26 protein-coding genes and 1 tRNA gene are annotated in these 23822 nt (G+C 68.6%); 19 read left to right on the top strand and 8 right to left on the bottom strand.

Going from position 1 to position 23822, the window contains the following annotated elements; all coding sequences use genetic code 11:
* On the bottom strand, positions 1-798 hold the full coding sequence (locus tag WD271_15520; protein ID MEX1009231.1) for a crotonase/enoyl-CoA hydratase family protein: 798 nt from the start codon (positions 796-798) through the stop codon (positions 1-3).
* A 67-nt stretch (positions 799-865) separates the two neighbouring features.
* Positions 866-3193: a CoA transferase gene (locus WD271_15515; GenBank protein ID MEX1009230.1), complete on the bottom strand. Its 2328-nt coding sequence runs from the start codon at positions 3191-3193 to the stop codon at positions 866-868.
* Positions 3194-3229: 36 nt separating this feature from the next.
* Between WD271_15515 and WD271_15510 the strand changes: the two genes are divergently transcribed.
* A complete protein-coding gene (locus WD271_15510) occupies positions 3230-4078 on the top strand; it encodes an SDR family oxidoreductase (protein ID MEX1009229.1) in 849 nt (282 codons plus the stop codon).
* A gap of 47 nt (positions 4079-4125) precedes the next feature.
* Positions 4126-4422, top strand: a complete 297-nt coding sequence (locus WD271_15505; protein MEX1009228.1) for a hypothetical protein — start codon at positions 4126-4128, stop codon at positions 4420-4422.
* Between the two features lie 12 nt (positions 4423-4434).
* Here WD271_15505 and WD271_15500 read toward each other — a convergent pair whose 3' ends face one another.
* A complete protein-coding gene (locus WD271_15500) occupies positions 4435-4863 on the bottom strand; it encodes a VOC family protein (GenBank protein MEX1009227.1) in 429 nt (142 codons plus the stop codon).
* A 43-nt stretch (positions 4864-4906) separates the two neighbouring features.
* Here WD271_15500 and WD271_15495 point away from each other — a divergent pair, with 43 nt between their 5' ends.
* Together WD271_15495 and WD271_15490 are read left to right on the top strand one after the other, a co-directional pair.
* The gene (locus WD271_15495; GenBank protein ID MEX1009226.1) at positions 4907-5278 is read left to right on the top strand and encodes a metalloregulator ArsR/SmtB family transcription factor; all 372 of its coding nucleotides are present in this window, start codon (positions 4907-4909) and stop codon (positions 5276-5278) included.
* Positions 5279-5401: 123 nt separating this feature from the next.
* Entirely contained in the window at positions 5402-5560 is a 159-nt protein-coding gene (locus WD271_15490) for a VOC family protein (GenBank protein ID MEX1009225.1), read from the top strand.
* A 4-nt stretch (positions 5561-5564) separates the two neighbouring features.
* On the opposite strand, the gene WD271_15485 is transcribed toward WD271_15490, so the two are convergent.
* On the bottom strand, positions 5565-6014 hold the full coding sequence (locus WD271_15485; protein MEX1009224.1) for a DUF1801 domain-containing protein: 450 nt from the start codon (positions 6012-6014) through the stop codon (positions 5565-5567).
* A 123-nt stretch (positions 6015-6137) separates the two neighbouring features.
* On the opposite strand from WD271_15485, the gene WD271_15480 reads away from it, so the two are divergent.
* Positions 6138-6839 carry a hypothetical protein gene (locus WD271_15480; protein MEX1009223.1) on the top strand — a complete coding sequence of 234 codons (702 nt, stop codon included), beginning with the start codon at positions 6138-6140 and terminating at the stop codon, positions 6837-6839.
* On the top strand, positions 6836-7030 hold the full coding sequence (locus WD271_15475) for a hypothetical protein (GenBank protein MEX1009222.1): 195 nt from the start codon (positions 6836-6838) through the stop codon (positions 7028-7030). The genes WD271_15480 and WD271_15475 overlap by 4 nt, the downstream gene beginning before the upstream one ends.
* Here the strand turns inward: WD271_15475 and WD271_15470 are convergent, their stop codons facing one another.
* The gene (locus tag WD271_15470) at positions 7031-7753 is read right to left on the bottom strand and encodes a GNAT family N-acetyltransferase (protein ID MEX1009221.1); all 723 of its coding nucleotides are present in this window, start codon (positions 7751-7753) and stop codon (positions 7031-7033) included.
* A 213-nt stretch (positions 7754-7966) separates the two neighbouring features.
* Here WD271_15470 and WD271_15465 point away from each other — a divergent pair, with 213 nt between their 5' ends.
* Positions 7967-8437, top strand: coding sequence for a VOC family protein (locus WD271_15465; GenBank protein MEX1009220.1), 471 nt, complete (start codon positions 7967-7969; stop codon positions 8435-8437).
* Positions 8438-8568: 131 nt separating this feature from the next.
* Here the strand turns inward: WD271_15465 and WD271_15460 are convergent.
* A tRNA-Ala gene (locus tag WD271_15460) sits at positions 8569-8641 on the bottom strand.
* 78 nt (positions 8642-8719) lie between these two features.
* On the opposite strand from WD271_15460, the gene WD271_15455 reads away from it, so the two are divergent.
* From WD271_15455 to WD271_15435, 5 genes are all read left to right on the top strand, one after another.
* Complete coding sequence (locus WD271_15455) at positions 8720-11671, top strand: class I tRNA ligase family protein (protein ID MEX1009219.1); 2952 nt, start codon at positions 8720-8722, stop codon at positions 11669-11671.
* 208 nt (positions 11672-11879) lie between these two features.
* Entirely contained in the window at positions 11880-12737 is an 858-nt protein-coding gene (locus tag WD271_15450) for a helix-hairpin-helix domain-containing protein (protein MEX1009218.1), read from the top strand.
* Positions 12734-14194, top strand: a complete 1461-nt coding sequence (locus WD271_15445; protein ID MEX1009217.1) for a ComEC/Rec2 family competence protein — start codon at positions 12734-12736, stop codon at positions 14192-14194. Before WD271_15450 ends, WD271_15445 begins: the two co-directional genes overlap by 4 nt.
* Complete coding sequence (gene folP, locus WD271_15440) at positions 14169-15011, top strand: dihydropteroate synthase (protein ID MEX1009216.1); 843 nt, start codon at positions 14169-14171, stop codon at positions 15009-15011. Before WD271_15445 ends, folP begins: the two co-directional genes overlap by 26 nt.
* The gene (locus WD271_15435) at positions 15008-16045 is read left to right on the top strand and encodes a hypothetical protein (GenBank protein MEX1009215.1); all 1038 of its coding nucleotides are present in this window, start codon (positions 15008-15010) and stop codon (positions 16043-16045) included. Before folP ends, WD271_15435 begins: the two co-directional genes overlap by 4 nt.
* A gap of 7 nt (positions 16046-16052) precedes the next feature.
* Here the strand turns inward: WD271_15435 and rpsT are convergent, their stop codons facing one another.
* Positions 16053-16319 carry a 30S ribosomal protein S20 gene (gene rpsT / locus WD271_15430; protein MEX1009214.1) on the bottom strand — a complete coding sequence of 89 codons (267 nt, stop codon included), beginning with the start codon at positions 16317-16319 and terminating at the stop codon, positions 16053-16055.
* Between the two features lie 122 nt (positions 16320-16441).
* Here rpsT and lepA point away from each other — a divergent pair, with 122 nt between their 5' ends.
* From lepA to WD271_15410, 4 genes are all read left to right on the top strand, one after another.
* Entirely contained in the window at positions 16442-18226 is a 1785-nt protein-coding gene (lepA, locus tag WD271_15425; protein MEX1009213.1) for a translation elongation factor 4, read from the top strand.
* Between the two features lie 288 nt (positions 18227-18514).
* On the top strand, positions 18515-18757 hold the full coding sequence (locus WD271_15420; GenBank protein ID MEX1009212.1) for a hypothetical protein: 243 nt from the start codon (positions 18515-18517) through the stop codon (positions 18755-18757).
* A 13-nt stretch (positions 18758-18770) separates the two neighbouring features.
* The gene (locus tag WD271_15415; protein MEX1009211.1) at positions 18771-19250 is read left to right on the top strand and encodes an adenylyltransferase/cytidyltransferase family protein; all 480 of its coding nucleotides are present in this window, start codon (positions 18771-18773) and stop codon (positions 19248-19250) included.
* Positions 19251-19254: 4 nt separating this feature from the next.
* The gene (locus WD271_15410) at positions 19255-20442 is read left to right on the top strand and encodes an amidohydrolase family protein (protein MEX1009210.1); all 1188 of its coding nucleotides are present in this window, start codon (positions 19255-19257) and stop codon (positions 20440-20442) included.
* Between the two features lie 12 nt (positions 20443-20454).
* Here WD271_15410 and cofE read toward each other — a convergent pair whose 3' ends face one another.
* Positions 20455-21219, bottom strand: coding sequence for a coenzyme F420-0:L-glutamate ligase (gene cofE, locus WD271_15405; GenBank protein ID MEX1009209.1), 765 nt, complete (start codon positions 21217-21219; stop codon positions 20455-20457).
* 181 nt (positions 21220-21400) lie between these two features.
* On the opposite strand from cofE, the gene WD271_15400 reads away from it, so the two are divergent.
* The 3 genes from WD271_15400 to WD271_15390 all read left to right on the top strand — a co-directional run.
* Positions 21401-21841: a PadR family transcriptional regulator gene (locus tag WD271_15400; GenBank protein MEX1009208.1), complete on the top strand. Its 441-nt coding sequence runs from the start codon at positions 21401-21403 to the stop codon at positions 21839-21841.
* A 24-nt stretch (positions 21842-21865) separates the two neighbouring features.
* A complete protein-coding gene (gene hemW, locus WD271_15395) occupies positions 21866-23050 on the top strand; it encodes a radical SAM family heme chaperone HemW (GenBank protein ID MEX1009207.1) in 1185 nt (394 codons plus the stop codon).
* Positions 23051-23062: 12 nt separating this feature from the next.
* Positions 23063-23822, top strand: a 760-nt coding sequence (locus tag WD271_15390; GenBank protein MEX1009206.1) for a hypothetical protein, incomplete at its 3' end; no start/stop codon positions are given.

The raw sequence follows: 23822 nt of genomic DNA, 5'->3' as shown, positions 1-23822 counted from the left end.
CTACTTCCGTTGGAAGTTCGGCGTGCGCTTCTCCGCGAAGGCCTTGGGGCCTTCCTTCGAATCCTGCGATCCCATGACCGAACCCGTGTAGCCCATCTCGTGCGCGAACGCCTCTTGCTCGCTCATGTGTTGGGTCTCGTGCAGGGTCTTGAGGATCGCTTCCACCGCCAGCGGCCCGTTCGCCGCGATCGTCTCGCCGATCTCCCGCGCCCTGTCGAGTGCCTGACCGTCGGGAACGACGTGACCGATGAGCCCGATCTCTTTCGCCTCCGGCGCCAAGATGTGCTTGCCGGTCAGGAGTATGTCGGCTGCCACCGTGTAGGGGATCTGGCGCTGGAGCCGCACTGCGGAGCCACCCATCGGGTACAGCGACCACCGTGCCTCCGACACGCCGAAGCGCGTGCTCTCGCCTGCGACGCGGATGTCGGTGCCCTGGAGGATCTCGGTGCCACCCGCGATCGCGACGCCTTCGACGGCCGCGATCACCGGCTTGGTCGGTCGGTACGTCTTCAGCAGCCCGCGGTACACGAAGCCGGGGTCTTCCTTCAACCGCGCCTGTTCGTCGATCGCGCCGTCGGGATCGACGTCACCGGCCATGGCGCGCAGGTCCATACCCGACGAGAAGTTGCCCTCGGCGCCGGTGAGGATCGCGCAGCGCAGGTCGTCGTTCTCGCTGAGCTCCTGCCAGGCATCGGCCATGAGGGCGAACATCGTGAGCGTCATCGCGTTCTTCCGCTTGGGGCGGTTCATGGTGACGATCATCACGTGGCCGTCGCGCTCGACCTCGATCTGGGACATCGGTGCTCCTTCATGATGGCACCAGCAGTATGGTGCGCGGGCCGCCGCCAGTTCCACGCGGCGCCCCTCACGCGCCCGCGGGGCGGTCGCCGATCAGGCCGGCCTCGCGCAACGCCGCACGCGCGTCGGCGTCGACACCCAGTTCGGCAAGGACCTCGTCGTTGTGCTGGCCGAGCGTAGGAGAGGGGCGGGTCATCCACGCGTCGACGGTGTCGAAACGAAACGGCATCATGGGGAGCTCGACCTGCCCGGTGACAGGGTGGTCCTCCATCTCGAACAGCTTGCGATGACGGAGTTGCGGGTTGTTCAGGATTTCGCGAGGGCGCACGACGTCGCCGACCGGCACACCCGCTGACCAGAGCAACTTCACCGCGTCGTCCGCGTTGCGCGTCGCGCACCACGCGCCGAGTTCCGCATCGATCGCGTCGTGCGCGGCGCGACGGCCGTCGGCCGTGGTGAGTGACGCGTCGCGCGCCCACTCGGGATCGCCGAGCGCGCTCCGCAGCGCGACCCACTGCTCGTCGGTCGCGATCGCGATCGCGACCCACCGATCGTCGCCCGTGCACCGGTAGACGCCCTGCGGCGCCGCGGTGGGTCCGCGCGCGCCCGAGCGCTGCAGCACCTCGCCGCTCACGGAGTACTCGATCACCTGCTCGGCCGCGACGTTGAGCGCCGTCTCGATCATCGTGCTCTCGACGAAGACTCCCTCCCCGGTGCGGTCGCGGATCTCGAGCGCGGCGAGCGTGGCGAGTACCGCATGCAGGGCGGCGAGCGGGTCACACGCGCCGCGCACGAGCACGGGTAGTCCGTCGGGATAGCCGGTGAGCCAGGCCATTCCCGAGATCCCCTCCATCTGCTGCGCGAACCCGGTGCGGTCGCGCCACGGCCCGTCGAGCCCGAACGCGGGCATGCGCGTCATCACGAGGCGCGGGTGCCGTTCGTGCACGACGTCCCACGTGAGGCCGAACTGTTCCATCACGCGGGGCGTGTAGTTGTCGAGGAGCGCGTCGGCGGTGTCGAGCAGTTGGTGGAACAGCTCGATGCCCTCCTCGGTGCGGAGGTCGAGGGTGATGGCGCGCTTGCCCGAGTTCACCCCGTGGAACAGGCCTCCCCATTCCCACCACTTCTCCGCGGTGGGCGGCCTGAGCGCGGTGTAGCGCATGAGATCGGGGCGGGTCACCGACTCGACCTTGATCACGTCGGCACCGAGGCACCCGAGCACGTGCGTTGCGGCAGGACCGGCCCACCACGCCGTGCAATCGATTACCCGCAGCCCAACGAGTGGTCGGCCGGGTATGGCCGTTGCTCGTGCAGGTCGCGGATCCCACGCGACCGTGCCGGTGTGCTCGCCGGCCGACGGCGCGGGCGCGAACGGACGCGGCTCGTGGCCGCTGATCGTGTACGGAATGCGCGGCTGCACGAAGCGACCCGACGGCGACGGCATGTACACGCCGCGCTCGACGAAGTGATCGACCTTGGGCAGGGTCGCGCCGTTGTGCACCGGCGCGCACGGGACGCGGAGGAGCGCGGCGTCTGCGAGCACCTGTTCGGTGGATCGCTTCGTCGTGTACTCGTGCACCATCGCCTCGAACTCGTCGCGGCGAATCCAGCGTGGCTGGCGCTGCGCGAGCTCCGGCGCATTCTCGAGTACATCGGCGCGGCCGATCTGTACCAGGAAGTCGTTGTACTGCTGCGCGCTGTTCGTGGTGACCACGACGTATCCGTCGGCGGTGGGCTCGACGGACGGGATCTCCACCACGCGCGTCGGGCCCGATTCGGCCGGCCAGCCGGCCATCGCCGCGTGGACCGACGGATACGAGACCATCGTGACGGCCATGGAGTCGAGCATGGCCACGTCGACGTGGGCGCCGCGGCCGGAGCGCCGCGCGTCCCGCACCGCCGCGAGCGCGGCGACCGCGGCGAAACTCCCGGCGAGCCACTCGCCGATGCGGCCCCCGGCCGCGAGCGGTGGTTGGTCGGGCAGGCCACGGCTCCCCGTCGACCCGCACCACGCCTGCAGCGTGAACTCCGTGGCCACACGATCCGCCCAGGGGCCGTCGAGGCCGAACGGCGAGAGGGTGACGACGACGAGCGCGGGATTCGCATCGTGCAGAACGTCCACGGGAATCGCACCGTCGACCACCAGCACGTCGGCTGCGGCGGCGAGGGACGACCAGTCGCCGGTCACGGACCGTTTCGTGGTGTTGAGGAACTCGAACAGGGCCCCGGATCGCCACCCACGCATCGAGTCGCCGCCGGGCGCCGGTTCGACCTTCACGACATCGGCGCCGGCGTCGGCGAGCAGCTTCGTGCAGTACGGCCCGGCGATCTCGGTGCTGAGGTCGAGGACGCGCACGCCACCCAGTGCGAATTCGGCCGAGGAAGACGCGGTCACCTCGCCACGCTACCGAGGGTCGCGTACGATCGGCACATGACTGCCCCTGGAGCTATCGTCGTCACCGGCGCCGCCCGCGGGATGGGTTTGACCGCCGCGCACCGCCTCTACACACCCGACGCGCCGTTGGTCCTCGTCGATCTGAACGAAGACGCCATCCGCGCGGTCGCCGACGAGCTCGGTGACAACGTCCATGCCGTTGCGTGCGATGTGAGTGATCCCGACGCGGTCGCGGCGCTCGCCGACAAGGTTGGCGAGTTCGGGGGGCTCCGTTCCCTGGCTCACGCGGCCGGTATCTCACCCACCATGGCCGACTGGCGGCGCATCATCGAGGTCGACCTCGTCGGGACCGCGTTGCTCGTGCAAGCGTTCGAGCCGCTCACGTCGCCCGCGAGCGCGGCGGTGTGCTGGGCGTCGATCGCCGGTCACGGTGTCGCGCCCGACAAGGAGATCGACGCCGCGCTCGACGATCCGCTCGCTCCCGACCTGCTCGACCGGCTCGGCGCGCTCGCGGGCGACAGCCTCACCAACGCGGGTCAGGGCTACGGCTACGCGAAGCGTGGCGTCATGCGGCTCGTCGCGCGCGAAGCCCCCGCGTGGGGAATGCGCGGCGCTCGCATCTGTTCGATATCGCCCGGCATCATCGACACGCCGCAGGGGCGTCAGGAGTACGACGAACAGCCGGCGATGGCGATGATGATCGAGCTCACCCCGATCAAGCGGTGGGGGCAGCCCGAGGAGATCTGCAACGTCGTCGCCTTCCTCCTTTCCGAGGAGGCGTCGTACATGACAGGATGCGACGTCGTGGTCGACGGCGGGATCAGCCCGCGCATGCAGGAGCTCATGGACGCCGAAGCAGCCCGCGTCACCCCCGGGGGTTCGTGACCGAGCGAGAGTCCAGTGCAACGAGCCAATCTGACGAGGAGGCGAACATGCCGGCAGGATTGATCATCGAGTTCGAGGGCGTCGACGAGAGCCATTACGACGCGGTCAACGCGAAGCTCGGCCTCGACCCGGGTACCGGCACGGGCGACTGGCCCGACGGTCTCATCAGCCACACGGCGGGCCACAGCGACGACGGGAAGTTCGCGGTGCTCGAGGTGTGGGATACGCCGGAGCACCAGGCCGCGTTCATGGAGTCGCGCCTCGGACCGGCCCTGGGCGACGTGGGAGTTCCGGAGCCCACCCGGTTCACCTGGATCGAGCTCGTCGCGCACCACACTCCGTGATCGTGGCGCGGGTCACTCCAGGAGGTCCGTGACCCGCAAGTAGTCGTCTTTGAACTCGTGGAGCTGGATGCCCATGCCGTCGGGATCGCGGATCCAGCACACGCGGGAGACCGGTGTGTCGATGATGTCGCCGATCAGCGGCACCCCGTGCTCGGCTGCGGTCGCGCGCACGGTGTCGATGTCGTCCACGGTGAATGCGAGCTTCGGCTTGCCGAACGTCATCGGTTCCGGCACCGCGTACTCGATGCCGACCTCGTTCCCGAGCAACTCGAGGCCGATCTCGTCGAGCGCGAGTACGACGCGTTGTTGTCCGAGGTCGCGGATGTCGGCGAGCACGCGGAACCCGAGCACCCGCGTGTAGAAGCCGACCGCGCGGTCGAGGTCGGACACGCTGATGCCAACGTGCGAGAACGCGCGAACCGCGAGCGGAAGGTCGGCCATCAGCCGGATACTACGGGGGTTGATATCTGAAGCATTGTCATCAATGATTAACGCCACCGTGAATGATCTGGACGTGATCCTCACTGCACTCGCAGACCCCACCCGCCGACGCGTCGTGGAGCTCCTGCGCGACGGCCCGCGCCGTGCCGGCGAGCTGGCAGAAGGGTCCGGGATGACCCGTCCGGCGATGAGCCGTCACCTCCGCGTGCTGCGCTCGAGCGGTCTCGTCGAGGTCGCGATGATGGAGGACGACGCCCGTGGGCGTGTCTACCAGCTTCGTCCGGCGCGGTTCGTCGCGCTGCAGGCTTGGCTCGATCAGGTGCATGCGTCCTGGTCCGAGCAGCTCGGCGCGTTCAAGGAGCACGCTGAGCGCACACGCGGGAAGCGCCCGATGACCAGAAAGGAATCGACGTGACCGACCAGATCCCGACCGACTACCCGCCCCTCTGCCCATACATCTACTACGAGGACATGCCGGCGATGATCGACCCGCCGGGTCACAAGAACCCGAAGCACCTCGGCCAGGTGAGCGTGGGAAATGTACGTCTCCGTCGACGATGTCGACACGCACTACGCGCGCGCCACGGCCGCGGGTGCAGACGTCGAAGGCGAGCCGGTCGACCAGCCGTACGGCGTGAGGTCCTACGGCGCGCTCGACCCGGAGGGTCACCAATGGTGGTTCGTGAAGCCGCTGTAGCTCCTCAGGTGGAGCCGCGGGTGCGTTCGTAGTCGGCGATGAAGGCGTCGGCCGACGTGCGCGCGATTGCTGCACCGACAACATCGAGTGGGACGTCGTCGAGCTTGCGGAACCGGACGCAGCTCTTGCCCATGTCGAGTCGCTTGCCGGACAGCGTCCACCGCTCGCGGAACCACCACGCGTCGTCCTCGTTCGCGTAGATCCCCATGAGGTACAGCGACATGAAGCGCTTCTGGTTCGCCAGCGCGGCGATCGCGAGCGGCTGGCCGTTGTACGTGTCGGGATAGCGCTCGAGCGGGATGTAGTAGCCGATCATCCCTTGCTGCATGCCCTCGGTGAACCCCTCCGGCAGGTGCTCCAGGATGACCGCGCGCAGCGCCTCGATCGTGGCGCGCCGATCCTCGGGGAGCTCGGCCAGGTAGGCCTCCACCGTCGTCGCATCACTCTGCACCACGCTGACCTCCCGAGCCCGTCCCGGCGCCGACGGCGAGGATACGCGCGGTCGGGCGTCGGTAGGCTTTGGGGCGTGAACACCGCGATCTTGGTCGCAGCGACGTTTGCGGCCTGCGCGGTCGAGATGGTCGAAGCGCTCACCATCGTGCTGGCGGTCGGGATCACCCACGGTTGGCACGCGGTGCGCCTTGGAGTGGCTGCGGCTCTGGGCGCGTTGGCGGTCATCGTGGCGGCGCTCGGGCCGACCCTCACGCTGATCCCACTCGACACGCTGCGCCTCGTGATCGGCTTCCTCTTGTTGGCGTTCGGGCTCCAGTGGCTCCGCAAAGCCATCCTGCGCGCCGGCGGCGCTATGGCGTTGCACGACGAAGAGCGCATCTTCGAGGAGGAGCTGACCGAGACCCGTGCGCACAAGGTCGAACGCGGGGAATTCGACTGGTACGCGTTCACGCTCTCGTTCAAGGGAGTGTTTCTCGAAGGCCTCGAGGTCGCCTTCCTCGTGATCGCCTTCGGCAACACGCACCACAACCTCACACTCGGTGCGATCGCGGCGGGTGCCGCGCTGATCACGGTGGTCGCGCTGGGCGTGGTCGTGCACGGTCCGTTGTCGCGCGTCCCCGAGAACGCGTTGAAGTTCAGCGTCGGGCTCATGCTGATCGCGTACGGAACGTTCTGGGGTGGTGAGAGCGCGGGCGCCGACTGGCCGGGCGGCGACGTCGCCATCCTCGGGCTCATCGCGTTCTACGGGCTCATTTCGTGGCTGCTCGTCGTACTCGTCCGACGGCGCCAGCTGGTGGCGGCGGTGACGGAAGCAGCGTCGACATGAGCCACCTCCGTACCTTCTTTCACTTCTGGTACGACTTCATCGTCGGTGACGACTGGCGCCTCGCGGTCGCCGCCGTGGCCGCGCTCGGGCTGACCGCGCTCGCCGTGGCGGCGTCGATCTCCGGGTGGTGGGTCGCACCCGTGGTCCTGTCCGGTTTCCTCGGACTCGTCGTACTCCGTGACCCGAGCTGACTACTCGCCGAGATGTACGGCGATGTTCTCGCCGTAAGGCTCGAATCCGGCTCGGCGCGCGACTGCGAGCGACGGTGCGTTCGAGGTGAGGGCTCGGTAGCGGACCGCGTCCGTGCGTTCCAGGGCGTGCCTGGCCATCGCACGAGTGAGCGCACTGGCGTGTCCGTGCCCTCGGTGCCGCGGATGGGTCACCAGTCCGATGTCGGAGTAGGTGTCGCGCCACTGCGTGAGGTTGCCGGCGGCGACGAGCGCGCCGCCCTGGACGATGCCGAACCGTTCGGCCCGTTCGTCCGGCAGGCTGCTCTCGGTCCAGTCGTCCCAGTCGCACTCGCGCCGCAACGTGTCGAACAGCCGGTCGTCGGCGTCTGTCAGCTCGCGTACCACGGTGCCGTCGATCTCGACGAGCTCGTCCGTGCCCGCGTAGTGGTGCCGCGACGGACCGAGTACCCGGTTCCCGCTTTCGACGAGCGCTCGCGCGTACTCACGGCTGAACACGTTGTCCACCGCGAGTCCGGCAACACGCGCTCGGACGTCGTCGCGCACGTCGGCGGGTGCGTACACGAAGCACGAGTCGTCGATGCGGAGGAGATAGAGCCCTCGGTAGCCGTGCAACTCGTAGCCGCCGTCGACCACATGGACGCCGGGCGTGCACAGGAGGTCGCGTTCGCACGCGAACGCACTCGACCAGAACTCGTCGACCGCTTCTTGCCACGACGATGACATCGGGTCCATTGTTGCGAGCTTCGGCACCGGATGGGGGACGTATTGTGATGATTCCCGACCTCACGACCGAAAGCCTCTGGCTCCGGCCACTGGGCACTCAGGACGCCGAGGATCTGCACGAGCTCCTGAGTGATCCTGCGGCCATGCGGTACTGGCACCGCGGCCCGACCGCGTCGTTGGACGAGACGCGGCTCGTCGTCGTCGAGATGCTGCGTGTCGATCCCGCCACCGTGCTTCGCCTACGCGCGCGAGCGCACGCCGAGCTTCGTCTATGGCGTGACGGCGGAAGCGTGGCGTGGCGAAGCCGAACCGCCTCGAATGCACTACGTCGCCGAGCCGATCCTCTCGGTGAGCGACGTGAGCGCGGCGATCCAGTGGTGGCAGGCGAAGCTCGGATTCGAGGCCGGGTTCGTCGTCGGGGACCCACCCACGAAAGCGCGCGTGCTCCCCGCGCCGAGATGGACGGGACTCGCCGGAGTCCAACTCAGCCTCCGACCGCGCTCGGAAGTTGGCGGGTCGACGGTCATGGTGTCGGTCACCGATGTCGACGCGCTCGCCAAGAGAGCGATCGCGAACGGCGCAGCCGTGGTCACGCCGCTCGTCGACCATCCGTGGGGATTGCGCGAGATCGAGCTGGCCGATGACGACGGCAACCGGATCCGACTGAGCGCGGCGGCGCCGTGAACCACGAGCCGATCATGGCGATGGCCGCGTCGGCCTCGGGCATCGCGCCCGCCACTCCGGAGCTGTCTCCTCCAAACGCGCGATTGCCGAGGACACGGGAAGGCATCGGCCGCCAAGGTGTGAACCACTCGTGGAGCTGACCGGACTCGAACCGACGACTTCCTCCATGCCATGGAGGCGCTCTACCAACTGAGCTACAGCCCCAGAGCGCATCAGGGTATCAGCGGCGTTTGTCGTTTCTCTCGCTCGTAGTGCAGAGCAGGACCGGTACGCTCGCCCTCGATGACCGACACGACGGCCTCCGCGACCGACACACCGCAGTTCCGGTACTCGGCGCGCCTTGCGAACGACATCGAGGCCAAGTGGCAAGATCGCTGGGAGCGCGACCACACGTTCTGGGCACCCAACCCGTCGGGGCCGCTGCGTGACGGGTTCGAGGAAGCCACCGACCGCCGCAAGCTCTACGTGCTCGACATGTTCCCGTACCCGAGCGGCGAGGGTCTGCACGTCGGGCACCCCCTCGGGTACATCGGCACCGACGTCTACGCCCGTTTCATGCGCATGAGTGGCTACAACGTGTTGCACGCTCTTGGGTACGACTCGTTCGGTCTTCCCGCCGAGCAGTACGCGGTGGAGCACGGCCGCCACCCGCGCGCCACCGTCGACGCCAACATCGCGACGATGCGGCGGCAGCTCCGCGCGCTCGGGCTCGGGCACGACTCCCGCCGCGGCGTGTCCACCACAGACGTCCAGTACTACCGGTGGACGCAGTGGATCTTCCTCCAGCTGTTCAACTCGTGGAACGACGCCGACCAGGCACGGGCGCGGCCGATCGCCGACCTCGTCGCCGAGCTCGAGGCGGGCACGCGCTCGCCCGAGAGCGGCGCCAACCCCGACGAACTGGCGTGGTCCGACCTCGACGCTGCCGCGCGACGCGCCGTGGTCGACTCGTACCGGCTCGCATACCTCGACGAGGCAACGGTGAACTGGTGCCCGGCACTCGGCACCGTGCTCGCGAACGAAGAGGTCACCGCCGACGGGCGCAGCGACCGCGGCAACCATCCCGTCTTCCGGCGTCCGCTGAAGCAGTGGAAGTTACAGATCACCGCGTATGCCGACAGGCTGCTCGCCGACCTCGACCTGCTCGACTGGCCCGAATCGATCAAGACCATGCAGCGCAACTGGATCGGGCGGAGCGTGGGCGCCACGGTCGCGTTCCCGGTCGAGGAACACGCGGGCGTCGACATCGAAGTGTTCACGACACGTCCCGACACGCTTTTCGGCGCGACGTACATGGTGCTCGCCCCCGAACACCCGCTCCTCGACGAGATCGTGCCCGCCGAGTGGCCCAACGCGACGCTCATGGCCGACGTCGGCGACATGCCCGACTCGTGGAAGGGCATCTTCGGGGTCGACCGGCTCCCGTCGGAGGCCATGGCCGCCTATCGCGACTTTGCGCTGCAGAAGTCGGAGCTCGAACGGCAAGCTGAAGGCCGTGAGAAGACCGGGGTGTTCACCGGCGCGTTCGCCAAGAACCCCACGAACGGTTGGAACGTGCCGATCTTCGTGGCCGACTACGTGCTGATGGGATACGGCACCGGAGCGATCATGGCGGTGCCGGCGCACGACCAGCGCGACTTCGAGTTCGCGCGCGAGTTCGACCTCCCGATCACCGGTGTGGTGCGGCCGCCTGACGGCTGGCTGCGCGACCGTGGCATCGACGCTGACACTCCGGCAGGCCTTTGGCCCGAGGCGTACGTCGGCGACGGCGCCGGCATGAACTCGACGAACGACGACGTGTCGCTCGACGGGCTGCCGACTCCCGAGGCGAAGCAGCAGATCGGCGCGTGGCTCGAGGCGAGCGGCAACGGCGAGCCGTCGGTGATCTACAAGCTGCGCGACTGGTTGTTCAGCCGCCAGCGCTACTGGGGCGAGCCGTTCCCGATCGTCTACGACGACGACGACAACCCCATCGCGTTGCCGGAGTCGCTGTTGCCGGTCGAGCTTCCGGAGATGACCGACTTCGAACCGCGTATCCTCGCCGACGACGACCCGTCACCGCCCGAGGCACCACTCGCGCGCGCGGAAGACTGGGTCAACGCCTCGCTCGATCTCGGCGACGGCCCGCGGCGCTACCGCCGCGAGACGGACACCATGCCGCAGTGGGCAGGTTCGTGTTGGTACTACCTGCGCTACCTCGACCCCACCAACGAGAACCAGATGGTCGACCCGGCCGTGGAGCGGTACTGGATGGTGGGCACCGCGAAGCCCGACGACGGCGGGGTCGACCTGTACGTCGGCGGCGCCGAGCACGCGGTGTTGCACCTTCTCTATGCGCGCTTCTGGCACAAGGTGCTGTACGACCTCGGTCACGTGTCCACACCCGAGCCGTTCCATCGTCTCTACAACCAGGGAACGGTGACCGCGTTCGAGTACCTCGACGACCGCGGCATGTACGTGGAGGCCACGGACGTCGAGGAGCGTGACGGCCAGTTCTTCTACGCGGGGCAGGAGGTATTCAGGCGGTCCGGCCGCATGGGGAAGAGCCGCAAGAACATGGTGACGCCCGACGAGATCTACCGTGACTACGGGGCCGACACCCTGCGGCTCTACGAGATGTTCATGGGCCCGCTCGACGCGAACCGCGCGTGGAGCACCGCCGACATCTACGGCGTGTACCGCCTCCTCCAGCGCTTCTGGCGCAACGTGGTCGACGAGAACACCGGTGAGCTGCGCGTCTCGTCCGACGCGGCAGACGCTCACACGCGCCGCCTGTTGCACCGCACGATCGACGCGGTGCGCGCCGACATGGGGACACTCGAGTACAACACCGCGATCGCCCGGCTCTTCGAGCTCAACAACCATCTCACGCAGGTCGTCGCCGACCGGGGGAGCGCGCCGGAAGAAGTGGTGCACGCGATGACGCTGATGCTCGCACCGCTCACTCCTCATGTTGCCGAGGAGTTGTGGGAGAAGTTGGGCCACGAGCGGACGATCGCATTCGAGTCGTTCCCCGCGCCCGACCCCGCGCTGCTCGTCGACGACGAGGTCGAGATCCCGGTTCAAGTCAACGGGAAGGTGCGCGCTCGTGTGCGCGTGGCCACAGGTGCCGACGACATCGCGCACGAAGCGGCCGCGCGGGCCGACGAGCGCATCGCCGCGCTGCTCGAGGGGGCGACCGTCCGGAAGGTCGTCGTCGTTCCGGGCCGTCTCGTGAACTTCGTGATCGCCTGACGCCTACTTCCGCTCTCGGTGGCTTCGCCGCCGGGCCGCTCAGGCCACGCCTCGCTGCCCGGCGGGATACCCGCCTCGCGGCCGCTCGGCTCTGGCTCGCTCTGCTCTTCCGCCGAACGCGTGCGGCTGGTAGCCTCCCCGCGGCAGGTTCGCTCCTCGCTTCCCCCGCACTTCCTCGGGCTGTCCGCGCGCGCCCGGAGGTGCGATCATGTCCGACGAGCAGGAATTCTGGAACCGCAAGCACGACGACGCCGCTGAGTCGAGCGGACCGCGCCCCATTCCGCGCGGTGCGTTCACTGCTCGCCCGCCGAGCGTCGTGCAACGCGTGCTCGATCGCTTGCAAGACTGGCGTTCCGACTCGCGCTTCGGAATCGTCGTGCTCGTTGTCGTCGCGGTGGTCGCCGGGGTCGTGTGGTACCGGATCGGTATCGGGGGCGGCAGCGACGCCGGCGCCGCGCCGAGAAAGTCGGCATCGGCCGCGCGAACACCGGCGACGACAGCTCTCGATCCGGTGACCAACACCTCGTCGTCGGGCACCTCGTCGTCGGGCACCTCGTCGTCGGGCACCTCGTCGTCGGGCACTTCGTCGTCGGGCGGCAAGGTCTCGGCGCGCATCGCGGTGCACGTTGCCGGCGCGGTCACACGTCCTGGTGTCGTGGAGCTTCCGGCTCGGTCACGAGTGATCGACGCGGTGGAAGCAGTGGGTGGTGCGAACGCCGATGCCGATCTCGACCGGCTGAACCTCGCCGCCACGCTGGCCGACGGTCAGCGCGTCTACGTGCCGAAGGTGGGCCAGTCCGATCCCGGTGTGGTGGCCGACGGAGGTGGTTCCCCCGCGACGGAGGGCGGCCCCTCGGGTGGAGCGACTACTGGCGGAAAGCTCAACCTCAACACCGCGACCCAGGCGCAACTCGAAGATCTCCCCGGCATCGGGCCCACCTACGCGCAGGCGATCATCGCCGAACGCCAGCGCCGGGGCGGCTTCACGTCGGTGAACGAGCTCCGCAGCGTGCGCGGCATCGGCGACAAGCGCTTCGCCGACCTGGCTCCGCTCGTCACCGTGTGACCTCGCGCGCGCGCGTCGCGTTCGGTCCGCTGCTCGTGCTGGCCGGGCTGATCGCCGGAATCGCGGCAGGCGAGGCAGCAGGCCCGGGTGCAGCGCGCGTGGCGCTCGTCGGCGGTGGAGTCGGCGTGGTCACCGCGGCGATCGTCACCCGGCCCGGGGCCCGTGTTGCCATCGCGGTGCTCGCGTTCGGACTGCTCGGCACTGCAGTGATGCAGCGCGCCCTGCACGGGCTCGTCGTCTCTGCGCTCACTGCGCCCGTTCAGGCTCGCGACGACGTGACGGTGCGGGGCACGCTGGTCGAGGATCCCGAGGGAACGCGGTTCAGCGCGCGCGTGCTGATGAAGGTGGATGCAGTCGGCCGGCGCCTGCTCGTGGACGCGACCGGTGACGCGGGACCGCGGCTCCGATTGCTCAGCGCGGGAGAAGGCGTGACCCTGCGCGGCTGGCTCGAGCCCCTCACGGGATTCGACGAACGCTGGCGATGGCAACACGCGGTCGCCACGCTGCACGCCAACGAACTGCTCGACGCGCGGAACGCACGAGCGCCGCTCGACCGGCTCGCGAACGCGGCAAGGGGAGCCGTGCTCAGAGGCTCTGGCTCGCTGGCGCCGGTCGACCGAGCGCTGCTCGCCGGCTTCCTCCTCGGCGACAGGCGCGGCGTGCCCGACGACGTCACCGAGCGGTTCCGTCTGGCCGGGCTCACTCACCTCATGGCCGTGTCGGGAGAGAACGTCGCCTTCGTGCTCGCGCTGTGCGCGCCGTTGCTGCGTCGTCTCGGCCTCTTCGGCCGGCTCGCCGGCGGCGTCGCGGTGCTCGCGCTGTTCGGCACGATGACGCGCTGGGAGCCGTCCGTACTCCGCGCGATCGCGATGGCGTCGATCGCCCTCGTCGCCGGGTATCTCGGCCGGCCAGCCGCTGGGCTGCGCGTGCTCGCGCTCGCCGCGACCGCGTTGCTCGTCGCCGACCCGTTCCTGCTCCACTCGGTGGGTTTCCTCCTGTCGTGCGGCGCCAGCCTCGGTATCGCCGTGCTCGCCCGTCCGTTCGCGGCGCGGCTGCCCGGCCCCGAGTGGGCGTGCGAGGTGCTCGGAGTCACCGCAGCGGCACAGGTCGGCGTCGCGCCCGTGCTCATCCCCGTCTTCGGCTCGGTGCCGCTCGTCTCCCTGCCCGCGAACCTCGTGGCCGTCCCTCTGGCGGCGCCGCTCACCATGTGGGGGCTCGCGAGTGGGGTGGCGGGTGGTGTCATCCGACCGTTCGCACCGCAGATCGCGTGGCTGCTCACCGTTCCGACGGCTGCGTTGTTGCACGCGCTGCTCACGGTTGCCGACCTCGCATCGCGTGTTCCCGTCACCGTCGACGGGCGCGCCGCGTGGGGTCTCGTCGCGATCGCTGCGCTCATGGCGGCCGTCGTCCATGCGCGTAAGGTGCGGCGCGATGCCCGTCAGCTACCGGCTCGGTGACCGAGTACACGATCTCACGACGCGCACGCTCGTCATGGGCATCCTCAACCGCACCCCCGACTCGTTCTACGACCGCGGCGCGACGTTCGCGCTCGACGCCTTTCTGCGTCGCGCCGACGAAGTGGTCGCGCAGGGCGCCGATATCGTCGACGTGGGCGGCGTGAAGGCGGGTCCCGGACCCGAGATCACCGAGGAGGAGGAGCTCGATCGAGTCATCGAACCGATCGAGGCCTTGCACGACCGCTTCGACATCGCGATCTCGTGCGACACCTGGCGCGCGGCGGTGCTCGATGCGGCCTGTACTGCGGGCGCGGTGGTCGGCAACGACATCAGCGGCTTCGGTGACCCCGACTATCTTCGCGTCGCGACGAAGCACGGCGCGTCGGTCGTGGCAACCCACATCCGGCTGGAGCCCCGTGTGGCCGATCCCGAACCGCACTACGACGACCTCATGCGCGACGTCACCGCATTCCTGCTCGAGCGCGCGGCGCAGGCCGAGGCCGCGGGCCTCGCACCTGAGCAGATCGCGCTCGACGCCGGGCTCGACCTTGGCAAGACGCCTGCCCAGAGTGCCGTGTTGTTGCGCGAGAGCGACGCACTCGCGTCGCACGGGTACGCCTTGCTGCTGTCGGCATCGAACAAGCGGTTCCTCGGCGAGCTGCTCGAGCTCGACATCGGTGAACGCCGTGCGGCGTCGCTCGCGGCGGTCGCGTACGGCGTTGCCCACGGCTGTCGCATCGTGCGGGTGCACGACGTCTTGGGGAGCGTTCAGGTGTGCCGGATGATCGAAGCGATCTTGGAGGCCGACGCACTATGACGCAGCTCGTGTACCTCGTGAAGGGGATCGATCCGCTGCTGCGCGACCGTGTCGTCGGTGAACTCGTCGAAGAACTCCTCGGCAACGACGACCGCACGCTCGCGCTCGAGGAATTCACCATGCCGGCTGGTCCCGGCGATGACGACGACGACGCGCGAACGGCCGCGGTTGCGGAGGTGCACAACGCGGCATCGAGCCCCCCGTTCATGAGTGCTCGACGGGTGATCGTGGTGCGTGACGTCGGCGCGCTGCTCACCGAGCACGTGCGGATGCTGGAGTCGTCTCTTGATGCGCCGCTCGAAACGACCGTCCTCGTGTTCGTCAGCGGCGGGGGAACGCTTCCCGCCGCATTGACGAAGAAGCTGAAGGAGGTGGGTGCCGGCGAGCGCGCGCCCGAGAGCGAGAAGACGAGCGACGTGCTCGCCGACGCGGCCAAGGCCGCCAACCTGAAGTTCCGGCCCGACGCGGTGAACCTGGTCACCGCGCACCTCGGCGAGGAGGCGGGGAGGGTCGGATCGCTCGTGGAGGTCCTGGGCGCCGCGTACGGCGACGGCGCGACGCTGGAAGCCGGCGACGTCGCCCCGTACTTGGGCGAGGCGGGTTCGGTTCCGTCGTACCAGCTCACGAACGCGATCGAAGCCGGTGATTCGGCGCGCGCGCTCGAGGTGCTGCACCGGTTGCTCAACGCGCCGAACGCTCGCGACGCGAAACCGATGCACCCGCTCCAGGTGCTCGCCACACTTCTCGGCTACTACCGGCGCCTGCTCCGTCTGGACGACTCGTCGGTGCAGACGTCTGCGGACGCGGTCACGGCTCTCGGCGGTCGAGTCAAGGAGTTCCCGGCACGCAAGGCGCTCGACGCCGCGCGCACGCTCGGCACCGACGGCATCCGTCAAGCGTTCGATGCCCTCTACCAGGCCGACCTCGACCTCAAAGGCGCGCGCGCCATCCCGTCCGACGCGGTCGTGGAGGTGTTGGTGGTGAGGCTCGCCCGTCTCTCACGGGCCAGCGCAAGGGGAGCCCGGCGGCGCTGAGGACTCGCTACTCGGCGGCGGCGGCGTTGGCGCGCTTCATGATGCGCGAGGTGCGGCGGGCGGCCGAGTTCTTGTGGATCCGGCCCTTTGCCGCGGCCATGCCGAGACGCTTCTGGGCCAGGCGCACCGCTTCGGGCGTGTCCTCGGAGCCGGCGTCGACGGCATCACGGGCGTGCTTCACGCGGGTCTTCAACTCGGTGCGCACGGCCTGATTCCGTTGCCGCCGGCGCTCGTTCGAGCGGTTCCGCTTGACCTGACTCTTGATGTTCGCCACGTGGTTCCTGACCTGATTCCAAACTGGGGCGTGCGGTGACTCCGCAGACGTGCGGTGGGACCGAATCAGGCTAGCAGGCGAAGCGGTTCGTCGACTCGCCGCACACCGGCGAGAATGGGCGGGTGCCGCCGATCGAACGCTTCCGCGCCTTCGCGATCGTGGCGCACGTCGACCACGGTAAGTCCACGCTTGCCGACCGCATCCTCGAGCTCACCGGCGCGGTCGATCCGCGTGACATGCGGGCCCAGTACCTCGACACAATGGACCTCGAGCGAGAACGCGGCATCACGATCAAGGCTCAGAACGTGCGTCTCACCTGGAAAGACCACGTGCTCCATCTCATCGACACGCCCGGGCACGTCGACTTCGGCTACGAGGTCTCGCGTAGCCTCGCCGCGTGCGAAGGCGCGCTGCTCCTGGTCGACGCGTCGCAGGGCATCGAGGCGCAGACGCTCGCCAACTGCTATCTCGCGCTCGAGCACGACCTCGCGATCGTCGCGGCCGTCAACAAGATCGACCTTCCGGCCGCCGATCCCGACCGCGTCGCCGGCGAGATCGAGCGGGTGTTGGGTATCCCGGCGAGCGAGGTGCTGCGCATCTCCGCGAAGACCGGTGAGGGCGTTCCCGAACTGCTCGACGCCGTTGTCGCGCACGTCCCGCCCCCGAGCGGCGATCCGGACGCGCCGCTGCAGGCGCTCTTGTTCGACTCGTACTACGACCCGTACCGCGGCGTCGTGAGTGCGGTGCGCGTGTTCGACGGCACGCTCGTCAGCGGCGCACGGCTGCGCTTCGTCCAGGCGAACGCGACACATGACGCGGAGGAGATCGGCGTGCGCAAGCCGGTGCCCACACCGGTCGCCAGTCTCGGACCCGGCGAGGTCGGCTATCTCATCGCGGGGATCAAGGACGTCGGCGGGGCGCGCGTGGGTGAGACGGTCACGACGGCGGCGCGTCCGGCAGCCGCGCTCGAGGGCTACCGCGACCCGAAGTCGATGGTGTTCTGCGGCCTCTATCCCGTCGACGGCGACGAGTACACGGAACTGCGTGAAGCGCTGGAAAAGCTGCGGCTGAACGACTCGTCGTTCACGTACGAGCCGGAAACGTCGGGCGCACTGGGCTTCGGGTTCCGGTGCGGGTTCCTCGGGTTGCTGCACATGGAGATCGTGCGCGAGCGGCTCGAGCGTGAGTACGACCTCTCGCTCGTTGCCACCGCGCCGAACGTGGAGTACCGCGTGGACCTGGTCGAGGGCGGCGTGGAAGTGGTCGACAACCCGTCGGCGATGCCGGACTCCAACAAGGTCGCGGGGATCCAAGAGCCGTACGTGACGGTCACGGTGCTCACGCCCACCGAGTACATCGGTGCAGTGATGGAGCTGAGCCAGCAGAAGCGCGGCGAGATGCAGAAGATGGAGTACCTGTCGGAGGAGCGAGTCGAGCTCGTGTACTCGATGCCGCTCGGTGAGATCGTCATGGATTTCTTCGACCAGCTGAAATCGCGCACGCGTGGGTACGCGAGCCTCGACTACGAGCCGGCGGGCTACCAGCCGTCGAAGCTCGTCAAGGTCGACGTGCTGCTCAACAATGTGCCGGTCGACGCGTTCTCGACCATCATGCACCGCGACAAGGCCTACGAGTACGGCCGACGGATCACCGAGAAGCTGCGCGAGCTCATCCCGCGCCAGCTCTTCGACGTTCCGATCCAGGCCGCGATCGGCGGGCGCATCATCGCCCGCGAGACGGTAAAGGCGAAGCGGAAAGACGTCATCGCCAAGTGCTACGGCGGCGACATCACCCGCAAGCGCAAGCTGCTCGAGCGGCAGAAGGAGGGGAAGAAGCGCATGAAGCAGATCGGGCGCGTGGAAGTTCCCCAGGAAGCGTTCGTCGCGGCTCTCACGCTCGACGAGTGACGCTGCCGTGTTCTCCTCACGTCGGCCGGCACCCGTGTCACGACCGCGACGGTCGCGAACGGCACCCTTGATCAGACCGAGCCCCTGCCGCCCTCTCCTTCGTCGAGAGCGGGCTCTCCGAGCCGGGTCTCGGTCTGCGGGTGCCACTGTTCGCGACCGGCGATCGTGTCCCGGCCGCCAACACACCTGGCCTTCGTCATGACGAAGCTTCAGATCCTGCGGTGTTGGATGAAGCGGTATGGCGAGCTGTCGCCGGCGTCGCGGGATCGGTTTCTGAAGCGTCGGGAGGTGGCGAGGCTCGCGCGGTACCCAGACGAGGTCGTGAAGCAGGCGATCGGGTTCTCGAACATGCTCGACGACGCGCTGTCGTTCGCGCATTCCGCGTACGAAGGTTCGCCGCGACCATTGCCGCCAGAGCCTGACCTTTCGGGAACGAGTCCCGCGCCAGCCCCACGGCCGCTGCCGCGCGATGTCAACGCCGACCTGCGTCGTCGGTTCGGGCCGACACAGCGCTATGACGATGACTTCTGATTAGCCTTTCGGCATGGAGGGTCTCGGCGCGCCGATCGTGGAGCTCGACGAGTTTGCGAGGTTGCGCCCAACTCTCGGCAAGGTCGTCGCGACGAGCGGCGGCTTCGACCCCATTCATCCGGGGCACATCAGTTGCATCATCGAGAGCGCAGGCTTCGGTGACGTGCTCGTGGTGATCGTGAACGGCGACAGCTTCCTCACCGAGAAGAAGGGGAAGCCGTTCCAAGACTGCCGCACTCGCTGCCTGATCGTGAGCGGCATCCGCGGAGTCGACTACGTCGTGCCGTTCGACGCGCCCGGCGACCCGACCGTGTCACAAGCGCTCGTAGCGATCCGCCCCGACGTGTTCACCAAGGGCGGCGACCGTGTCGACGCCACCACGATTCCCGAGTTGGAGGCGTGTCGCGCCATCGGCGCGGAGGTCATCACCGGAGTCGGGCTCACCAAGGAGTGGTCGAGTAGCTGGTTCCTGGAGAACTGGCGAAAGGGGTAGCACCATGCGCGTCGTCGACGTCGACAGTCATTTCGAGCCGAGGGGCTTCGCGCCCGGCGAGCATCCGCTCGAGGAGCTGCGTGACAAGCTCCCGAGCCAGGTCGATGTGATCATCGCGAACCTCGCCGGTGACCTCTACGACGCGCTGCCAGTCGAACGACGTCCCGCGCCGGAGTCACTCTTGCCGCAGTTCGCGCCGTACATGGGCTCATCGCCGCAGCAGATCGACGAGCTGATCGCGAGCCAGCCCGTGCAGCCCGGCGCGGCCGATGCGGACGAGCGCGTCGAATGGATGGACCGCGTCGGTATCGACTTCGCGCTGGTGAACCCGGGGGGCGCGTACTCGGGATCTGTTGCCAGTTGCCATCAGTTCTTCGAGGATCCGGTCGACCGTCACCGTGCAATCGTGCTGTGCAACGACTACCTCGCCGACCAGCTCTCTGCGTACCCGTCCCGGATGTCGCCGGTCACCATCCTCGACTTCAACGACCTCGACTGGTCGATCACGGAGCTCGAGCGGATGCGTGCGCTCGGGAGTCGCGCCTACTTCGTCTGGGCGGCGCCGTTCGAGGGCCGATCGCCCGCGCACCCCGCCGTCGATCGTTTCTGGCGTACGTCCACCGATCTCGGCATGGTCGCGTTGCTGCACATCGGCAACACACCTGCGAACTTCGCCGGCGGATGGGCCGACGCGGGCTGGGACGAGCCGAGCGGCGCCGGCGCGGGTGGTTTCCTGCGGTTTGCGAACAGCCAGCGCACGCAGTCGGCGCAGACGTTCCTCGCCGCGCTGGTGTTCGGGGGCACGCTGGCACGGAACCCGAACCTCACGGTGGTCCTCTCGGAGCTTTGGGCGAGTTGGTTGCCGTGGTTCCTGTCGCGCATCGAGATGCTCGGGGACGCGAACGGTGCGCTCGGTGAATGGACGCACGAGCTGTCACCCGGCGAGATGCTCCGCGCGCACCTGAAGGGGAGCCCGTTACCGGGTCTCCACGACGACGGCATGCGCGTGATCCACGAGATCCCCGACATGCTCGTGTTCTCGTCGGACTTCCCGCACAACGAGGGCAACGCCGAGCCGATGGCGGTGTACGGCGACGCACTCGACGCGCTCGACCCGGATACACGCGCCGCGTTCCTCGGCGGGACCATGCTCGACGTTTTCGCGCGAATGGGCGACGAGCTGCCCGTCTAGAGAACGAGCGGACTAGCGGAACAAGTCGCGATCTGCCGGGAAGAGCAGGTCCTCGGAACCGCCCTCCGCGATTCGGAGCGTCACGCCGCGGACGAGCACGATCGGCAGTCCCTCGGACGTCTCGCCCGACACCAGGGCGGCGGCCGCGGCGAGCTCGTCGGCGATCGCGATCACCGTCGCTTTGAGTTCGCGACCGAACAGGTCGTGCTGGCCGATCATGTCGACGACTCCTTCGAACCCGGCGACGCCGACCGCGACCCCGATGTTGCCGCGGCGGAAGGGGCGCCCGTGGGTGTCGGTGATCACGACGCCGATCGGTCCACCGAACGCGTCGTCGAGCGCGGCCTTCATGCTCGCGGCCGACGCGTCGGGGTCCAATGGCATCAGCAACGCGGTGTGCTCGCTTCCGTCCGCGTTCGAACGGTCGATGGCTGCGTTGGCCGACATGAAGCCGAGGCGGTGACGTACGAGCAGCGTGTTCGGGACCGCTCGCACGACTTCCGTGGACTCTTGGAGCACGAGCTCCACCAGCCGGGGATCTTTGTCCGTGAGCTCCGCGAGCTCCCGAGCGCGCGCCGAGGGCTCGACCGTTCGGAGGTCGACCATGCGGCCCTCGGCCTTCGAGATGATCTTGCTCGTCACCACGACGACGTCGCCGGTCTCCGGCGCCAGGCCCGCCCGCGAGAAGGCGTCGACAACGAGTGAAGGGAGGTCGTCGCCGGGCTGCACCATCGGTACGCCGGGCACGCCGATCAGCGAGACCGTGGGTACGTCCACCGCCGGAATGTATGCGAGCGGTCGACTTGCACAGCGTGCGATCATGATATATCGTGATCGTCCGGAAAAATGGATCGAGCTGGTGAACAGGAGAAGGACCGTCATGCAAGAGATGGAAGGTGGGAGGAGACGACGGGCGATCGCGCACGGACGAGGTCACCCCGGGCGGAGCCGAGGCCGCATGAGGCGGGGTGACATCCGCACCGCGGTGCTCGCGGTGCTCAGCGAGGGCCCGGGCCACGGGTACGACGTGATCCAGCGCCTCGAGGACACGACGGACGGCTCGTGGCGACCGAGCCCGGGCGCGGTGTACCCGATGCTCCAGCTGCTCGCCGACGAGAGCCTTGCCCGCGCGGTCGAGCGTGACGGGAAGCGGGTGTACGAGCTCACCGACGCCGGCCGTGAAGAGACGCAGCGGCGGATCGAGGAGGCGGGCGGAACCCCTTGGGAGCTGGGGAACCGCGCCGACTCGAATTTCGGTCAGCTGCGCGACAACACCCGGCAGCTCCACATGGCGGTTCGCCAGATCGGGGCATCGGGCCGGCCGGAGCTGGTCGAGCGCGCGGTCGGAATTGTGCGCGACGCTCGCAAGCAGCTCTACGGCCTGCTCGCGGAGGATTGACGCCTACGTGCGACAATCGTGTCCGTGAGCATTGCCCGGTTCGGTGTGTACGTGCACGTGCCGTTCTGCGCGTCCCGCTGCGATTACTGCGACTTCGCGACGTGGACCGATCGCGGGCACCTGATCGGTGGGTACGTCGACGCGTGCGTGCGCGACGTGGAGCGGCGTGCGCTCGCGCCCGCCACCAGTGTGTTTTTCGGTGGTGGCACCCCGTCGCTCGTCGAGGCGGCCCAGCTCGTCCGGATCCTCGACGCCATCCCGCGTGCACCCGGCGCAGAGGTCACGGTCGAGTGCAATCCCGACTCGGTCGACCGTGCGAAACTCGACGCCTACGCCGCCGCGGGTGTGAATCGGTTGTCGCTCGGCGTGCAATCGATGCGCACGCACGTGCTCGCTCTCCTCGGTCGTACCCACGATCCTGCGAACGTGACGCGCACGGTGGAGTGGGCGCGCGCGTCCGGGTTCACCAACATCAACCTGGACCTGATCTATGGAACGCCGGGTGAGTCCGTCGACGACTGGAAGGCCACGCTCGACGGCGCGCTCGCGCTCGGACCGTCGCACGTGAGTGCGTACGCGCTCACGGTGGAACCGGGCACGCCGCTCGGCCGAGCCGTTGCGGCCGGGGATCGCGTCGCACCCGACGACGACGACCAGGCCGTGAAGTACGAGCTTGCCGACGACCGGCTCCACGCGGCGGGCCTCCAGTGGTACGAGATCTCGAACTGGGCGCGCCCCGGCCACGAGTGCCGCCACAACCTCCTCTATTGGTCCCAGGGCGAGTACGTGGGCATCGGCTGCGCTGCGCACGGCCACACGTTGGAGGCCGAGGGATGGGCTTGCCGCTGGTGGAACGTGCGCACGCCCGATCGATATCTGACGGCCATCGCCGCAGGCAACCTGCCCGAAGTGGGTCACGAACGGCTCGACCCCGGTACCCGTGAAGGAGAACGGCTCACGCTCGGGCTCCGGACCAGGGACGGGATCAAGCTCGAGCGCGCGAGCGCCGAACGTTCTCCTGTGGGCCTTCCTCCAGTGGACGCGTGCATCGACGAGCTCGCCGGCGCCGGTCTGCTGGAGGTGCGCGGTGAGGGTGCCACGCTCACCCGGCGGGGACGGCTGCTCGCCAACGAGGTCACGGCGCGCCTCCTTGCTTCGCTCGACGCGTCGCTCGGCGATCGGGCGGGCGCGCCCGCTGGCACTCGGTAGGATCGAGTGCCAATGGATCTCGACGAGCGCAAGGCAGCCGTCCTCCGGGCAATCGTGGAGGAGCACGTCGCCACCGCCCAGCCGGTGGGGTCGCAGACCGTGGCGCGGTCGTCCGGCATGAACGTGTCGAGCGCGACGGTCCGCAACGAGATGACGGTCCTCGAGCGCGACGGCTACATCGTGGCGCCGCACACTTCGGCGGGGCGCATTCCCACCGACCTTGGTTACCGCTACTTCGTCGATCACTTCACCCGGCAGGGAGCGTTGCCGGCGCCGCAGCGACGCGCGGTCGCCGATTTCTTCACGCTCTTCACGTCGGCCAACCAGGTGCTCGACGACCTGCTGCACGAGACGAGCCAGCTTCTCGCACGCGTCAGCTCGCACACCGCGGTCGTGGTCGGTCCCCACTCACACGCCGAGGTCGCCACCGTCCGCAGCGTGCAGCTCGTGAGCCTCCAGCCGTCGCTCGTGCTCGCGCTCGCGATCCTCTCGAACGGCAACGTCGAGAAATGCGTGCTGCATCTTGCCGACGACGCCGACGACGCCACCCTGGCCGCCGCGGGTCTCGCGCTCGATACTCAGTTCATCGACGCGCGGTGGTCGAGTCTCCCGGATGTCGCGCTCACCGGCAACGCGGTCGTCGACACCCTCGCGGTCGAGGCGCGCAACGCGCTCGCAGCGCGCGGCGACCACGAGGCCGTCGATCCGCTCTACGTCGGCGGCGCGAGTCGCCTCGCTGCGCCGCCGGAATCCACGGAACAAGAGTTTTCGT

Source organism: Acidimicrobiia bacterium (assembly GCA_040880805.1).
Lineage (GTDB): Bacteria > Actinomycetota > Acidimicrobiia > IMCC26256 > DASPTH01 > DASPTH01.
This window is presented reverse-complemented; position numbering and strand designations above follow the sequence as displayed.

What these genes read in the sequence shown, in the direction of transcription:
- WD271_15520 (MEX1009231.1), bottom strand. Translation starts at nt 798, where the DNA reads ATGTCCCAGATCGAGGTCGAGCGCGACGGCCACGTGATGATCGTCACC.
- WD271_15510 (MEX1009229.1), top strand. Translation starts at nt 3,230, where the DNA reads ATGACTGCCCCTGGAGCTATCGTCGTCACCGGCGCCGCCCGCGGGATG.
- WD271_15505 (MEX1009228.1), top strand. Translation starts at nt 4,126, where the DNA reads ATGCCGGCAGGATTGATCATCGAGTTCGAGGGCGTCGACGAGAGCCAT.
- WD271_15500 (MEX1009227.1), bottom strand. Translation starts at nt 4,863, where the DNA reads ATGGCCGACCTTCCGCTCGCGGTTCGCGCGTTCTCGCACGTTGGCATC.
- WD271_15495 (MEX1009226.1), top strand. Translation starts at nt 4,907, where the DNA reads ATGATTAACGCCACCGTGAATGATCTGGACGTGATCCTCACTGCACTC.
- WD271_15490 (MEX1009225.1), top strand. Translation starts at nt 5,402, where the DNA reads ATGTACGTCTCCGTCGACGATGTCGACACGCACTACGCGCGCGCCACG.
- WD271_15480 (MEX1009223.1), top strand. Translation starts at nt 6,138, where the DNA reads ATGGTCGAAGCGCTCACCATCGTGCTGGCGGTCGGGATCACCCACGGT.
- WD271_15475 (MEX1009222.1), top strand. Translation starts at nt 6,836, where the DNA reads ATGAGCCACCTCCGTACCTTCTTTCACTTCTGGTACGACTTCATCGTC.
- WD271_15470 (MEX1009221.1), bottom strand. Translation starts at nt 7,753, where the DNA reads ATGTCATCGTCGTGGCAAGAAGCGGTCGACGAGTTCTGGTCGAGTGCG.
- WD271_15455 (MEX1009219.1), top strand. Translation starts at nt 8,720, where the DNA reads ATGACCGACACGACGGCCTCCGCGACCGACACACCGCAGTTCCGGTAC.
- WD271_15450 (MEX1009218.1), top strand. Translation starts at nt 11,880, where the DNA reads ATGTCCGACGAGCAGGAATTCTGGAACCGCAAGCACGACGACGCCGCT.
- folP (MEX1009216.1), top strand. Translation starts at nt 14,169, where the DNA reads ATGCCCGTCAGCTACCGGCTCGGTGACCGAGTACACGATCTCACGACG.
- WD271_15435 (MEX1009215.1), top strand. Translation starts at nt 15,008, where the DNA reads ATGACGCAGCTCGTGTACCTCGTGAAGGGGATCGATCCGCTGCTGCGC.
- WD271_15415 (MEX1009211.1), top strand. Translation starts at nt 18,771, where the DNA reads ATGGAGGGTCTCGGCGCGCCGATCGTGGAGCTCGACGAGTTTGCGAGG.
- WD271_15410 (MEX1009210.1), top strand. Translation starts at nt 19,255, where the DNA reads ATGCGCGTCGTCGACGTCGACAGTCATTTCGAGCCGAGGGGCTTCGCG.
- WD271_15400 (MEX1009208.1), top strand. Translation starts at nt 21,401, where the DNA reads ATGAGGCGGGGTGACATCCGCACCGCGGTGCTCGCGGTGCTCAGCGAG.